This window comes from Desulfitobacterium elongatum, from assembly GCF_055378975.1.
The window spans coordinates 2,036,232-2,050,610 of sequence record NZ_AP038772.1 but is presented as its reverse complement, the minus strand read 5'-3'; the positions used below and the strand labels follow the sequence as shown (position 1 = coordinate 2,050,610).

Annotated in this window: 14 protein-coding genes and 1 riboswitch; of the genes, 6 read left to right on the top strand and 8 right to left on the bottom strand. The window is 44.2% G+C overall.

The features are described from left to right. Positions 1 to 96: 96 nt before the first annotated feature. Positions 97 to 405 carry a UxaA family hydrolase gene (locus tag ACZ42W_RS09710; RefSeq protein ID WP_464170338.1) on the top strand — a complete coding sequence of 103 codons (309 nt, stop codon included), beginning with the start codon at positions 97 to 99 and terminating at the stop codon, positions 403 to 405. Beyond that, a complete protein-coding gene (locus ACZ42W_RS09705) occupies positions 406 to 1,563 on the top strand; it encodes a UxaA family hydrolase (RefSeq protein WP_464170337.1) in 1,158 nt (385 codons plus the stop codon). Between the two features lie 80 nt (positions 1,564 to 1,643). Here ACZ42W_RS09705 and ACZ42W_RS09700 read toward each other — a convergent pair whose 3' ends face one another. From ACZ42W_RS09700 to ACZ42W_RS09680, 5 genes are all read right to left on the bottom strand, one after another. Beyond that, a complete protein-coding gene (locus ACZ42W_RS09700) occupies positions 1,644 to 2,501 on the bottom strand; it encodes a zinc metalloprotease HtpX (RefSeq protein ID WP_464170336.1) in 858 nt (285 codons plus the stop codon). 77 nt (positions 2,502 to 2,578) lie between these two features. Next, a complete protein-coding gene (locus ACZ42W_RS09695; RefSeq protein WP_464170335.1) occupies positions 2,579 to 3,895 on the bottom strand; it encodes a hemolysin family protein in 1,317 nt (438 codons plus the stop codon). A gap of 81 nt (positions 3,896 to 3,976) precedes the next feature. Next, positions 3,977 to 4,345 (bottom strand): hypothetical protein, encoded by a 369-nt coding sequence (locus ACZ42W_RS09690; protein ID WP_464170334.1) that lies wholly within the window; start codon positions 4,343 to 4,345, stop codon positions 3,977 to 3,979. Between the two features lie 90 nt (positions 4,346 to 4,435). Then, positions 4,436 to 5,230, bottom strand: a complete 795-nt coding sequence (locus ACZ42W_RS09685) for a hypothetical protein (protein WP_464170333.1) — start codon at positions 5,228 to 5,230, stop codon at positions 4,436 to 4,438. Beyond that, positions 5,227 to 6,336: a ParM/StbA family protein gene (locus ACZ42W_RS09680; protein WP_464170331.1), complete on the bottom strand. Its 1,110-nt coding sequence runs from the start codon at positions 6,334 to 6,336 to the stop codon at positions 5,227 to 5,229. The genes ACZ42W_RS09685 and ACZ42W_RS09680 overlap by 4 nt, the downstream gene beginning before the upstream one ends. A 259-nt stretch (positions 6,337 to 6,595) precedes the next feature. Between ACZ42W_RS09680 and ACZ42W_RS09675 the strand changes: the two genes are divergently transcribed. After that, complete coding sequence (locus ACZ42W_RS09675; RefSeq protein ID WP_464170330.1) at positions 6,596 to 7,870, top strand: Nramp family divalent metal transporter; 1,275 nt, start codon at positions 6,596 to 6,598, stop codon at positions 7,868 to 7,870. A 105-nt stretch (positions 7,871 to 7,975) separates the two neighbouring features. Here ACZ42W_RS09675 and ACZ42W_RS09670 read toward each other — a convergent pair whose 3' ends face one another. Next, entirely contained in the window at positions 7,976 to 9,337 is a 1,362-nt protein-coding gene (locus ACZ42W_RS09670) for an ATP-binding protein (protein ID WP_464170328.1), read from the bottom strand. A gap of 217 nt (positions 9,338 to 9,554) precedes the next feature. After that, positions 9,555 to 9,729, top strand: a riboswitch (cobalamin riboswitch). A 97-nt stretch (positions 9,730 to 9,826) separates the two neighbouring features. Between ACZ42W_RS09670 and cobT the strand changes: the two genes are divergently transcribed. From cobT to cobS, 3 genes are all read left to right on the top strand, one after another. Next, on the top strand, positions 9,827 to 10,978 hold the full coding sequence (gene cobT, locus ACZ42W_RS09665) for a nicotinate-nucleotide--dimethylbenzimidazole phosphoribosyltransferase (protein ID WP_464170937.1): 1,152 nt from the start codon (positions 9,827 to 9,829) through the stop codon (positions 10,976 to 10,978). Between the two features lie 69 nt (positions 10,979 to 11,047). Beyond that, a complete protein-coding gene (gene cobU, locus ACZ42W_RS09660; protein ID WP_464170327.1) occupies positions 11,048 to 11,659 on the top strand; it encodes a bifunctional adenosylcobinamide kinase/adenosylcobinamide-phosphate guanylyltransferase in 612 nt (203 codons plus the stop codon). Continuing rightward, complete coding sequence (gene cobS, locus ACZ42W_RS09655; RefSeq protein ID WP_464170325.1) at positions 11,656 to 12,408, top strand: adenosylcobinamide-GDP ribazoletransferase; 753 nt, start codon at positions 11,656 to 11,658, stop codon at positions 12,406 to 12,408. The genes cobU and cobS overlap by 4 nt, the downstream gene beginning before the upstream one ends. 184 nt (positions 12,409 to 12,592) lie before the next feature. On the opposite strand, the gene ACZ42W_RS09650 is transcribed toward cobS, so the two are convergent. After that, complete coding sequence (locus ACZ42W_RS09650; protein WP_464170323.1) at positions 12,593 to 13,753, bottom strand: aminotransferase-like domain-containing protein; 1,161 nt, start codon at positions 13,751 to 13,753, stop codon at positions 12,593 to 12,595. Between the two features lie 70 nt (positions 13,754 to 13,823). After that, complete coding sequence (gene lepB, locus ACZ42W_RS09645; protein ID WP_464170321.1) at positions 13,824 to 14,342, bottom strand: signal peptidase I; 519 nt, start codon at positions 14,340 to 14,342, stop codon at positions 13,824 to 13,826. Positions 14,343 to 14,379 lie beyond the last annotated feature (37 nt).

Below are 14,379 nucleotides of genomic sequence, written 5' to 3'. Positions count from 1 at the left end.
GATAATCTTGACACAATTTTATTTTTCTATAACTATAAACAACGACAGTGACACTGTGCTATAATAGAGTAAATTTTTTTTGAATGGAGGATCTTTGTGAAAAAACAGGCAGTTGTTATTCATGGAAACGACAATGTCGCGACATGTGTCGATGACTTTCCCGAAGGAAGTACAATCTCATTTTTTCGAGGAGGAGAAATAGAGAATCTTCAACTCCTTCAGGATATTCCTCTTGGGCATAAAGTAGCCATATGTCAAATCTCGCGGGGTGAAGAGGTCGTAAAATACGCAGAAAGTATTGGAATCGCTACAGTAGATATTAAACCAGGTCAGCACGTACACGTGCATAATATGGAGTCGAAACGCGGTCGCGGAGATCTTAATCCTGTCGAGGAGGTAAAATAGATGAAAATTCAAGGCTATCGCCGTCCGAATGGGCAGCTCGGAATACGTAATCATCTCCTCATTTTGCCAACCTCCGTCTGTGCAACCACCGTCGCCTTTAACATTTCAGCCCAAGTCCCAGGAGCTATCGCGCTCCCTAACCAACATGGCTGCTGCCAACTCGGTGCAGATTATGAACAAACACTCCGTACTTTGATAGGTCTTGGCAAAAACCCCAATGTCGCAGCAGTTCTCGTTGTAGGCTTAGGGTGTGAAGGAATTCCCATCCAGGAAACGGCCGATGAGATTTCGAAAACAGGGAAACCTGTTCAAGCCATTATCATCCAAGAAAACAGCGGCACGCTAAAGACAACCGCTTTGGGAATTCAGATCGCTAGCGAAATGGCTCGAAGCATCTCCCTTCTGAAGCCAGAAGAAGCACCTCTTAGTGAGCTTTGTCTAGGAATTGAATGCGGAGGTTCTGACTTCACCTCAGGTCTAGCCTCGAATCCTGCCGTCGGCACCGTATCAGATCTCCTAGTACGTGCTGGAGGAACATCCATGCTATCAGAAACAACCGAATTTATCGGTGCAGAGCATGTTCTTGCCAAACGCGCTAAATCACCTGAAATTGCTCAGAAGCTAATCCAGATAGTCGAACAGACAGAGCTTCGAGCCAAACAACTTAATGTTGATCTCCGAGAGGGACAACCCACCCCTGGAAATATCGCAGGCGGAATCAGCTCAATCGAAGAAAAATCCCTGGGGTGTATCTACAAAGCAGGTCATTCCCCTATCCAAGATGTACTCCCCTATGGTGAAGCTCCACAAGGAAAAGGACTTTATATCATGGATACCCCCGGACAGGACGTCGAATCCATGGCAGGGATGCTCGCTGGTGGTGCAACGGTCCTCGTTTTCACGACCGGTCGCGGTACCCCCACCGGTTCTCCGATCGCCCCCGTCATTAAAATAACGGCGAATGAGCAAACCTATCGCAATATGGAAGATAATATCGATATGGATCTCTCAACGATTATTTCCGGCGAAGAAACAATCGAACAAGCCGGTGAACGGATTTTCGCGGAGATGATTGAGGTCGCCAAAGGGAGACTCACTAAATCCGAAAGTTTGGGTCACCGAGAATTTGGGATCTACCGTATTGGGTCTACGTTCTAAACTCAATACTATTATCAATACTCTACACATAAATTCAGCCGACACATTTTCTGTGTCGGCTGAACTATTTCATCATCTAATTAGCGATTACTCATGCTGTAGAGGCGCTTAACTCGCTCCTCGATAGGAGGGTGGGTACTGAACAATGACGCAACTCTCTTTGCGTTTAATGGATTAACGATAAACATATGACTTGCCGCGGGGTTGACATTCATCGGAATCATGGCTGACCCACGTTCTAGTTTTTGCAGGGCTTGAGCAAGCCCATAAGAATTGCCGGCAATTTCAGCACCCGTGGCATCAGCGAGATACTCACGCGAACGCGAAATCCCCATTTGCACAAGAAGTGCAGCTATCGGTCCAAGGATGATAAGCGGAAGAGCAGCTAGACCAGAGGCACCATCCTCATCATCTCCGCCAATTCCACCAAACATAAGTGCCCATTGTGCCCAATTGGCGAGTGTAGTGATTACTCCTGCTAAGACAGCAGCTAAGGTACTGATAAGAATATCTCGATTTTTAATATGTGCTAATTCATGGGCCAATACCCCTTCAAGCTCTTCACGATTCAAGATCTGCATTATCCCTTGAGTCACAGCGATAGCAGAGTGATTGGGGTTACGCCCCGTGGCAAACGCATTCGGTTGGTTAGACGGAGTCATGTAAATTCTCGGCATAGGAAGATCCGCATTATATGCAAGCTTTTCCACGATAGCATAAAGCCCAGGATTCTCCTCCCTAGAAACCGGTTGAGAACGCGTCATTGATAAGGCGACCTTATCACTAAACCAGTAACTCCCTAAATTCATGACAAGAGCAAAGACAAACGCCATTTTCATGCCATTGGCCCCACCTAAAGCGCTTCCAGCTAAAATAACAAGTATTGTAAGCAAACTCATCAGAAACACAGTTTTCATTTGGTTTCCGAATCCTCTCATAAAAACATCCCCTTTCAAAATAGCAAATCTAGATGATTCGCTGAAACTAGACACACCCCTAGTCACGTATTTTATACCTAAGAAATCTTACTTGGTATATTCTCCTCGGTTTGAGATGAGGGAGCTGGTAAAGACTTTTTTATAGCTTTAACACGAGTAATTCTAAAACCCACAACTTCGACGACGATAAACGAGTACCCATCGAACTCTACGCTATCTCCTTTGGCAGGTTTACGGCCTAGTCGATTAAATACATACCCACCAATGGTCGAAACTGTCTCTTCTTCAAGAACAACTCCCAGTAAATCAGATACATCATCAAGGAGTACCCGCCCATTGATAAGGTATTCGCCCTCCGCCAATTTAATTATCTCCGACTGCTCACTATTCTCAAACTCATCATAAATTTCCCCGACAAGTTCTTCCATGAGGTCTTCAATGGTCACTATCCCGGCTGTCCCACCAAATTCATCCACCACGACGGCTATATGTGTCCTTTGCGAGCGCATTTTCTGCACTAAGTGAGAAATGGGCATTCCTTCGGGTACAATTAAGATATCGCGCTTGACCTGAGAAACAGTTTGAATCTCCGGTGTTTCTCCTAAGCTCATTAGATCCCGCATATGAACGAGACCAATGACATTATCCTTGTCATCATCACAGAGGGGATAACGTGTATGCCCGAATTCTCTTACGACCTTTCGAACTTCTTCCATTGAATCTTGAATATAGAGACAAACCATATCCTGGCGCGGGACCATAACTTCACTCACGACACGGTCAGAAAACTCGAATACATTATCCAATAGTTTCCCTTCCATCTTATCTAAAATCCCATGACGTTGACTCGCATCCACAAGCATCCTTAGCTCTTCCTCAGTATGCGCAAGATCTGCTTCATTGGCTGGCTCAATTCCCCAAATTTTTAGAACGATATTGGATAGACCGTTCAAGGCTCTGATAACAGGATAGAAAATCTTATAAAAGGCTTTCAAGGGACCAGCGGTTATAAGAGCTGTTCCTTCCGCATCCTGAATCGCTATGGATTTGGGAACTAGCTCTCCTAAAACGATATGCAGAAAGGTAATTATGAGAAACGCGAGGATCATAGATACCGTATGGGTTAATACAAGATCCCACTTCACAATATTCTTAAAAAGAGGATGGAGTAACGTTGCAATCGCTGGTTCACCTAACCAACCTAGGCCTAAAGAAGCTAGGGTTATCCCTAACTGACTTGCGGATAGATACGTATCAAGCTTAGAGGTGACATCTAAGGCCGCCGTGGCCTGTCTCGAACCCGATTCTGAAAGTTCTGCTAGACGGGTTTTTCTCACTTTGACTAAGGAAAATTCTGCAGCAACAAAAAAAGCATTCAGTGCTACAAGGAACAACGCAGCAATTACTTTCGCTACGCTCCATATTATACTTTCGATGGGTTTCTCCTCCTTTTATTTGCGTGCACCCGTCAATTCTCAGACATAGCTCGATCCAAACCATACCATGACTAACCAATTCCTCATACATTGAATCATTATGTCAGTTAAACTATAATTATTTTCCCACATTTGCGGGAAAAGTACACTATCCAAATTGGTTTTTTGGGGTAAAATGGCTAAGGCGCCGAAGAATCCTCCTCTTGGCGCCTGATTAACACTTGAATGTAATTTAATAATCCATAAGCCAGGTTTACTTTCCTCAAATCCCAGAGGTGAATATACGAGCAGTGTCAAACCTAAAAAAAGGCAAACGATTATTGCTACGAATTGTTTCGTTTTTCGACGATGCAAAACCGCTAGTAAGCTATCTCCTTCAAAATAAGGTGCAGGTAATGGGTCTTCCACTTCATTCTCTCCTTATAATCCTATTAGTAATACTATAGAATAAAACGCCACTCACAGTCAAGAGGCAACTTTTCACAAGCACTCTTCTTGTCACTTGAAAGCATGGGATTCCCTATTCCGAGAGTGCTCAAAAAACTTGAGTACCTCCTCATCCTCTTCTTGCCCAATCACCTGCTGAAGGATGAAACTGAGTCCGCTACTTCTTCGTAGATTAGCTTCCTGATGGGTTTCCAGCTGAGCTTCTACTTGACTCTTCCTTATGGGAGATGTCACAGCATGACCAAGGCTCTTTTTGGGCTCGATCTCAAGGAGGTAATTTTCTTTACGAGAATCTTCCTCCATCTGAATGGGTGAAGACGGCTTCTCCGAAGCACTAAGGAACCGAATAACTTCTTCGTCCTCTTCTTCCCCGATGACTTCAAATATATGCCTCAATGGATTACTTAATCTCGTTACTAACGGATCCTTACATGAATTTTTCAGATCCGTCTCTTCTTTTGCCGGTGCGTTTGCAATTTTCGAGATAAAAAGCGAATCCAACGTCCATTCAGAAGAAAATCGGACATTATCAAGACTTGTCTCAATCGAGCTCTCTGAAGCAGCCTCATCGTCCCTCTTCAAGTGAGAGGATTCGGGATCACTCAGCTCAGGCCCAACATTTAGATTAGACTCAGGCACATTCTCAAACCTATGCTTCTGCTCAAACTTAAATTCAGGTAGAGCAGTCTCATCGCAAAGTCTTTCAGGGTGGTCTCTCAAATAATGCTTGAGGGCTGCCTTTATTATTATGCCCTGTTGGTCATGAGACAAGCCATTAAGAACCTCCCACAAATCCTCATCTGCTTCCCCCAAACGAAGGGTGATAGAGTGCGCTTCGAGCGTCATGAGTTACTATTCGCCTTCTTCGTTATGCTGTTCACTAGATTTGCAGCCATAATTCTAAAACCTGTAGCATTCCCGAATTGTGGATCCTCAATGAGTACTTTATTCTCCAGTTGTAAGTGTTCAAAAATCATTTCTCCCACTTTACCGGCAACAATAACGGTATGGATTTTACCGAGCATGGGTTTTAGAGCCTTCTTAACCTCTCGTGTGATGTCTGTTCCCAATTGGTTTAGCATGGCTTGCATAACCGGATTGAGGTTAATCGACCCATTATTCCAGGGGTACATCCCTCCATTAACTCGGAAGATCTTATCAAGTTCCTTATCGTCGGTCTCAATGGGATTCTCGTGCTCACTTGTCAGTTCCTTGAGTTTCTCAGCAACTCCAGTATAGGCCCACTTTAATCCCTTTTCGATACTAAAAGAATTCGGGGGATCTAGCATAATACCATCGTAGAAGGTAGCAATATCTGTGGTTCGGAAGCCTGGATCGATCACCACAACGTAGCCACTAAATAACTTGGGGCTTGTTGGGATTCCATACTCATTCAACGTCTCTTTTATAAAAACTCCATAACTTTGTGGAAGAACTCGAGAACGAATAATAGTAAGATTTCGCGTCTGCCCCTTCAAGGGACCTGAACGGAACAGTACAGACCATGAACCCTTAAGTTCTGCTTCATACTTGTCCTTCAAAGCCGCATAGTACTTGACTGGAACTCCAGTTCCTAAGTAGATATTGGCCTTTGGAGTTTTTTGAGCGATAGCAAGTGCAACGACTAATAGTGCGGTAGCCTCTTCATCTGTTGATTTATCTTCGTCCCAGCAATAATGAGCTTCATTCGGATTTAAACTTTCAGCAAGGCTTCCCATGAAGTAATGGCGTTCAACTCCCGTAGAATTATTCGTAACGATAACGTCTAAAGAAGCGATCTGAGCTTCTTGCTCTGATCCTCTTGCCACATTTGTATTTCCGAGTGTCGAAAAAATCCGTTCATTTCCTTTACATATCACTGCTGGAAATAATACTTTTGTATCTCCTGCATCCAGTTTTATTGCACCAAATCCAGGATCTCCTCCGGCCACGAGAATATCATTTTCAAACACTTTCGTTCCTCCCTGCACTATTTCATCGAATTTCATCAAAAACCAATTATTTTCAATTGTATACCACAACGAACCACTTGTAAAAACATTTACATCCTTATTCACTTTTAACGCCTCTCCATATCTTACCATGAGGAAACAACTCACCACTGAATCTCCCCCTCCATACCTTAGAAATGGGTCACCTTATGATATCGAGAAAGAGGCGGTGCAATAATGTTAACCCATCGATTTGTTTCAATCAGGAAGGATGGTAAAAATGAGTGATAACCCGCTCCTACTTCAAAATGTCTCCGTGCCACTTCATCTTAAGCGGGAAACCTGGCGTCAAAAAGCAAAATCCCTCCTTCGTTACCTTGGTCCCGCCTTTATCGTCAGTGTCGCATACATTGATCCTGGGAATTTTGCTACGAACATAAGCGGTGGGTCAAATTTCAATTACACACTTTTATGGGTTATCCTTTGGAGCAACCTGATGGCTATCTTCTTGCAGACTTTATCGGCTAAACTTGGAATTGTTACAGGAATTGATCTTGCGACCCACTGCGGACAGATTTTTAGTCGAAGGACGAACATGCTTCTCTGGGTCATCACACTTTTTACCGCGATTGCAACCTATATGGCTGAATTCTTAGGTGCCACCTTAGGTTTTTATCTTCTCTTTGGGATACCCCTACTTTTGGCTGGAGCCATCACGATCTTTGTTACCTTCCTTCTCGTTTACTTACAACGCTTTGGGCAACAAGCCATTGAACGGACCATCGTCCTACTTGTAGCTGTCATAGGAATCTCCTATTTTGTCGAGATTTTCCTAGCCAAACCCGATTGGAGTAAAGTTGCTTATCATACCCTTGTTCCTAGCTTAGGCCCCGAAAGCATCCTGGTTGCAGTGGGTATGCTTGGCGCTACGGTCATGCCCCATGTCATCTTTCTCCATTCTGAGCTAGTCAAATCTCGGAGGACGAGTGAGGATATCCAAGACATCAAACGACACTTCAGGATGGAGCGTCTGGATATCGTGTTTGCTATGAACATCGCTTTCCTAGTCAATGCCGCTATGCTTATCGTGGCAGCCTCAGTATTCTATTCGAAAGGGATTCCTGTCGATACTATCGAGGAGGCGCATCGCTCCCTTACTCCACTCCTTGGACACCTCTCCAGTGGTGCTTTCGGGCTCGCCCTTCTTGCCTCCGGTCTTTCCTCATCAACCGTAGGGGCAATGGCTGGAGAATGTATGATGAAAGGGTTCATAGGACTCGATATTCCCATTAATATTCGACGGATTATCACCATTATTCCTGCTATGGTGTTACTCTGGCTAGGACTGAATCCCATGAAGATCCTTATCGTCAGCCAGGTGACCTTAAGCTTTGCACTCCCTGCTGCGGTCATACCGCTCCTCATCATTACCAGTAGAAAAGACGTGATGGGAGAAATGGCAAACCGAAAGTTCACAAATATTATCGGCTGCATCATAGTCACCTTGATTATCTCCTTAAATGCGGTACTGATTTATCTAACTCTCTTAAACTAAGAAAGTGTGGGGATCACCCACACTTTTTCTTAGTCTTCTAGCCCCTTACATCAACTCAAAATGCAAAGTTTACCCTTCCTCAAGGACGGGTTTACTTTACTAGTGTTACTTAGCTGCTACGCCTTGACTAGCGGCTAAGTAATCAATAAATTGACGGGCTGTACGTCCTGATCGCGCATTATGCTGCATAACCCAACGTAAGGCTTGCTGCCTTAACGACTCTCTCTCCATGACAATCCCTTGCTGTGTCGCTAACTCTTCAACGATTTTCAGATACCCTTCCTGATCGGGGGATGGGAAGGTCACTGTGATTCCAAATCGGTCCGCTAAGGATAACTTTTCTTCCATGTTATCCCTACGGTTGACCTCATCTCCTTGCCGTTCCGAGAAACTTTCGCGCACCAAGTGACGTCGGTTCGAGGTCGCATAAATCAAGACATTCTGAGGTTTCCCCTCTAACCCACCTTCAAGAAGGGTTTTAAGTATTTTATATTCCGCCTCAGACTCTTCAAAGGAGAGATCATCGATAAATACGATAAACTTCTGTGGCTGTTTTCCAAGAAGCTGGATGACTTTCGGATAATCTTTTAGATCCGATTTTGACAGTTCGACCAGTCTTAATCCCCGATCATAGTATTCTTGCAAAAGCGCCTTGACTAAGGAAGACTTCCCAGTTCCACGATTACCATAAAGAATGACATTATTCGCAGGGTATCCCGATAAGAAAAACTCAGTATTCTGAAGCACTATACTTTGCTCCCGTTCTTGACCAATTAACTGACTCTTATGCATCGGATCTGGACGAACCCCTTTGAGGTGACCAAAGTCGCCCTGCCACTTATAGGCAAATGAACGACTAAAAATTCCAGAACCCACCCTCTGATAGAACGAAATCAATTCATCCATCATCTCAATTGGATTTCCCTTCGCCAAAGCTTCTTTGACTTGATTCTTAGCTGTATGCAGATAGATTTCAGCTGGACTCATCTCTTTCGTTGAAAACGTTGAGTTCTCAGGAGTCCAATTCGGCCAATTTGACAGGGAAAGTGGGGATTTTAACCATATGTCTTGTGAATCTTTCTCTACTAAGGAGAATTTCTTTTGAATGACTTCCTTGATTTCTGTTGGTGTTAATTCCGAAATTTCACGCCAGATGAGAATATCACGGGTGGCCAGTTCAACAAAACTTCTTACAATCTCTTTTCTGTTACTCCGTGCTACTTGATGTGTTAATTCATTTTCATCTTCTAAGAGGAGATCCCAAAGATGCGCTGGCCAGTTCACTTCGATCGCTAAAGAACAGAAACGGTGATATTCACGATAGACTTCAGCTAGATTGTTTTCTGGCGAGGCGATGAGTTTCAAAAGAGTTTTCAACGAATGGATGACACCATCCTGATTAAGTTCGTGGAAAATGACGACTCCATCAAAAAGAAGGGAGATCCTTTGCATTTTAACATCTTTCACAATTTACACTTCCTGATTAATATATTTTGTCTATTCCTATGATAAATTTGAATGATTGTTCCTCATACCCTATTCTAATGTGTATTGCTTAAATAGCAATTAAAAACAAGTGTACTAGTACAACATTCTCTTTAAGTAATGATAACCCCTTCTTTGAGTTTTGTAAAAGGAATATTTTTATTGACAAATCGGAATTTTTTGTTATTCTTAAGATAATTTCATTATAAAAATCTTTGGTGCCCCTTTGGGGAGAATAGGGAAACCGGTGTAATTCCGGTGCGGACCCACCACTGTAAGAGATGAGCCCAAACTAAAACCACTGGCATTTGCCGGGAAGGGGTTTCGGGTGTTTGAATCTTAGCCAGGAGACCTGCCAGAGATGAAAAAGACTTTCCAGGGTGTATTGGAAAGCGACGGAGATGACGGCAAAGTCCCGACCACAGAAATGTGGCGGGACTTTATTTTTTTATCAGAAGGAGAGGATTTATGATGAGGAAAACAGAACTATCAAATGAAGTACTCCCAGTTGATGAGCTGCATGGTCTTTCAGACTTATCCAACGCAACACTCGAGGAATGTGAGTCCGCATTAACTCAACTTATCGAAGGTATTCAGGGATTAGACGGGGAGTCCATGCTGGCTGTTCAGGAACGTCTCGATTCCCTAACTAAACCACTTGGAAGTCTGGGAGTCTTAGAACACATAGCCAAACAACTTGGTGGGATTCAAAAGAACCCCTGGCCAGAAGTTGAAAAGAAAGCTGTCCTTGTCATGGCTGGAGATCATGGAGTTGTAGCCGAAAGAGTCAGCGCATTCCCACAAGAAGTTACCCCACAAATGTTCTATAATTTCTTACAGGGTGGAGCTGGCATCAATGTACTTTCTAGGCACGCCAAGGCGGAAGTTATCTGTACGGATGTCGGGATTGCTTTCCCTCTCGACCCTCCAGAACTGATGCGTAATCGAATAAAAAACGGAACTGAGAATATGGCTAAGGGCCCCGCAATGAGCCGAAAGGAAGCCATTCTCTCCCTTCTCACAGGTGCGAAAATCGCACGTCAAGCGATTCAATCCGGAGTAAAGGTCTTAGCTACTGGGGAAGTAGGAATCGGGAATACTACCCCTAGTGCAGCAATCGTCTCGGTATTCACAGGATTGCCTGCAGCCGAAGTTACGGGCCGAGGAACTGGGCTTGATGATTCAGCCTTGCTTCATAAACAAGAAGTGATTACACGGTCAATCACGGTTAATCATCCAAATCCAAACGATGGTATCGATGTTTTAAGTAAAATCGGTGGTTTAGAAATTGGTGCGCTTGCGGGTGTGATCTTGGAAGCCGCCTACTCTAGAGTTCCTGTAGTTCTCGATGGAGTCATTTCTACCGCAGCCGCTTTGATTGCTACTCAACTCTCACCGTTGTCACGCCTCTACTTGATTCCTTCACACTCCTCTGTCGAACAAGGCCACATCGCAGCTCTTAAACACCTTGAGCTAAAACCCATCATGCACCTCGATTTTCGCCTTGGAGAAGGAACAGGGGCGGCAGTCGCCTTCCACTTACTTGATGCTTCTATTCATATCCTTAATGAGATGGCTACCTTTGCTTCTGCTGGAGTTAGCGAAAAGGATAGCGAAAAGTAAATCTTTTGTTGACAAACTTTTCGGAGTAATATAATATACCCTTCTGAAATTTTCCTTTGGAGGTATATCATGTCTGATCTGATTCTCATCACGGGAGGAGCACGGAGCGGGAAGAGTAGCTTTGCTGAACTTCTTGCAGCTCATCCTGGACTTCCTGTTGTATATATCGCTACGGCCCAAGTCTATGACGAGGAGATGGCTCTGCGTGTAAAAAAGCACCGTGAACAACGCCCTTCCGATTGGAGCCTCGTGGAAGAACCTCTTGCTATTTCTTCCGTCTTGGAACACTACCGAAATGAACAGGTCGTCCTCTTACTCGACTGTGTAACTCTTTGGCTGACGAATCTCCTCCTCTCTGAATATAGTGAGGAATCAAGTGAGGATCCTTTTGCTCAGGATGAGAAAGAACAAATCATTCTTGATCAAGTTCGAAGGGTTGCCCATCTCGCCCAGGATATTGTTCCTCAGGTGATTATGGTGACGAATGAAGTGGGGCAAGGAATTGTTCCGGATAACCCTTTATCGCGGGCCTACCGTGATCTAGCCGGGAGAGCAAATCAACTCCTTGGTCGTACAGCCTCTAAAGTCTATTCCGTCGTTGCCGGATATCCAATGGAGATCAAAGAATCTGGACAAGTACTGATAGATTCCCTAAAGCGGGAAGTGAAGATACAAAAATGAGGAAATTACAGATTGCTCTGACCTTCTTGACTCGTATTCCTTTTCCTAACCCCAAAGACGTTTCTCAAGAGGAATTCACCCAGAGTCAGCACTATTATCCCGTCGTCGGACTCCTTCTTGGTGGGATTCTCTGTGTAAGTTCAACCCTATTACTCTCCTGGTATCCTCCACTTATCACAGGAGCTCTCCTCCTAATCCTGCAATTAGTCCTCACAGGAGGAATCCATCTTGATGGCTTTATGGATAGCATGGATGGGCTGTTATCCGCTCGTACCCCCGAACGCATGCTGGAAATTATGAAGGATAGCAGGGTCGGCGCCTTTGGAGCTATAAGCACAATCGCCTTGCTCCTTCTTAAATCCTCGCTTTTCGTAGAACTCCTCTCTCTCCCCTCTCCATCAACCCCGCTAATCCTTTTATTTATGCCCATCCTATCACGGTGGATATTTCTAATCGGAGTCCATTTTTTCCCCTATGCTCGCGCTAACGGGCTAGGCAAAGGCTTCCATGAAGCCTCCCGACAAACCAAAGGCATTTTCTTAAGCCAGGGGATTTTTCTTCTCCTTCTAACCTTCTGGTTCTTACACTGGCCAGGAGTAATAGGCTTTTTGACCGCCACCCTGTTCATCCTCATCTTCACATCGAAGTCTTCTCATCTTCTCGGCGGACTTACCGGTGATCTCTATGGTGCAAGTATCGAATTTGCAGAGCTCTTTTTTCTACTTGGAGCTTTTCCATTACTACACTAAAAACGAATAAGAAGCTCAAATAAGCAAAGCCGTTCTTTCTCAACGTTACTTAGTTGAAGAAAAACGGCTTTCATCATTAAATTTCTATTACTCTATTCACCAAAGCAAACTTTTCAAAGACGTGATAGCGTAGCTTTTCGCGAAGTAGTGAACGAGCCTTTTCGTCCTTCTACATGCGCTGAATCTACTTACTCAACCCCCGAGCCAACCGTTTAACCCCTTCTTCAATGATATCTGGAGTAGAACAAGAATAATTCAGACGCATTTCATTGGAAACGCGCCCATCAGCGTAGAACAACGCTCCCGGGACATAAAGTACATTGTGTTGGATCATCTCTTGAACATAATCAAAGCTATTATCCTTGCCGATGAGCTTTGCCCACAAGAATAAGCCTCCCTTTGGAACAATTATTTCCACTTTATCTCCAAGATGGGTATGTATTGCATCGACCATAGCATTCCGCCGGACACCATACACTTCCCGCAATCTCTGGATATGTTCTGGCAAATACCCTTGGCTCAAATATTCATAAACTGCCCGCTGTGTCAGGTTATTACTGTGTAAATCGACGCCCTCCTTGGTTTGCTCCAAATGGGCGATAATATCTTCATCTCCCACTACATATCCTACTCGAAGTCCAGGAGCGAGGATCTTGGAAAATGTCCCGAGATAAACCACATTCTCTCCTAAATCAGCTAGATTTGGCAATGGATCTCCCTCAAAACGCAGTTCACCATAGGGATTATCCTCAACAAGCAACAAGTTATATTTTTGTGCGACCTTAAGTAGTTCCTTCCTGCGAGTTAAGCCCATGATTTTTCCAGACGGATTTTGGTAATTCGGAATTAAGTAGAGAAATTTCGGGGTAGTGACACTAAGGGCTTTTTCCAACTCACTAGGAATAATCCCTTCCTCATCTGAAGGAATCATCTGGAAGTTTGCCCGGAAACCTTCAAAGGCCTGAATCGCCCCTAGATAAGTGGGCGTTTCGAGAAAGACAGTATCGCCTGGGTCCAAGAAGGTCTGGGCTAAGAGACTTAAACCCTGCTGACTTCCCGTAGTAATTATCACTTCACTTATTCTTGCTGGTCTTTGATTTCGACTATGTTGACTAGCTATCCATTCCCTTAACCGAGGGAAACCCGCAGTCTCAGAATATTGTAAGGCCGCTCTTCCCTGTTCCTCAAAAACTTTTTGAAAGGCTTCCCTGAGTTCTCGATCTGGAAATAACTCAAGCGCAGGTAGTCCTCCAGCAAAGGAAATCATCTCTGGGTTTTGAGCCGCTCTCAGCATCTCCCCGATAAAACTCTCCCCAACCTTATTCATCCAGCTCGCATACTTCATGTTTCTACTCCGCCTTTCATTCTGTCAAGAAACTATAGTTGATTGGTCAAGATATCCTCCCGACCCTTTATTAAATCTTTCCGAATCGATTAAGAGGCCAATATCGGATGATCACTCGGCCTTCGATATTTTCCTTGGGTAAAATGCCCCAGATATGACTATCCTTGCTATTATTTCGATTATCTCCGAACATAACATAGGCATTCTCCGGAATCTCGATCGGCCCATACGTATATTTCGGAGCCTGATTCAAATACGTTTCATCTAGGGCCTTTCCATTAATCCAGACCTTACCTTCTCGAACTTCCAAGGTCTCCCCAGGTAAACCCACGATTCGTTTCACCAGGTCATCAGACTCACCGGAAACCTTTGGAGGCTGAAACATGATAATATCTCCTCGCTCCAAGGGAGCAAAGCGATAGAACAGTTTATCAAAAATGACTCGATCCTGAAGTTGAATCGTTGGAAGCATCGACCCGGTCGGAACGATCCGTGTATCGAAAACAAACGTCCGTATGGCAAAAGAAATTAACCACGCAACGATGATAAGTCCAGCCCATTCCAAGATTGTTCGAACATAATTCTTCATTTTTCTCACTGCCTTTACCTACAATGGATACTCAATG

Coding starts and splice junctions, on each gene's coding strand:
- ACZ42W_RS09685 (WP_464170333.1), bottom strand. CDS start 5,230: ATGACGCTCGAAGCGCACTCTATCACCCTTCGTTTGGGGGAAGCAGAT.
- ACZ42W_RS09650 (WP_464170323.1), bottom strand. CDS start 13,753: ATGAAGTATGCGAGCTGGATGAATAAGGTTGGGGAGAGTTTTATCGGG.
- ACZ42W_RS09675 (WP_464170330.1), top strand. CDS start 6,596: ATGAGTGATAACCCGCTCCTACTTCAAAATGTCTCCGTGCCACTTCAT.
- cobS (WP_464170325.1), top strand. CDS start 11,656: ATGAGGAAATTACAGATTGCTCTGACCTTCTTGACTCGTATTCCTTTT.
- cobT (WP_464170937.1), top strand. CDS start 9,827: ATGAGGAAAACAGAACTATCAAATGAAGTACTCCCAGTTGATGAGCTG.
- lepB (WP_464170321.1), bottom strand. CDS start 14,342: ATGAAGAATTATGTTCGAACAATCTTGGAATGGGCTGGACTTATCATC.
- cobU (WP_464170327.1), top strand. CDS start 11,048: ATGTCTGATCTGATTCTCATCACGGGAGGAGCACGGAGCGGGAAGAGT.
- ACZ42W_RS09700 (WP_464170336.1), bottom strand. CDS start 2,501: ATGAGAGGATTCGGAAACCAAATGAAAACTGTGTTTCTGATGAGTTTG.
- ACZ42W_RS09705 (WP_464170337.1), top strand. CDS start 406: ATGAAAATTCAAGGCTATCGCCGTCCGAATGGGCAGCTCGGAATACGT.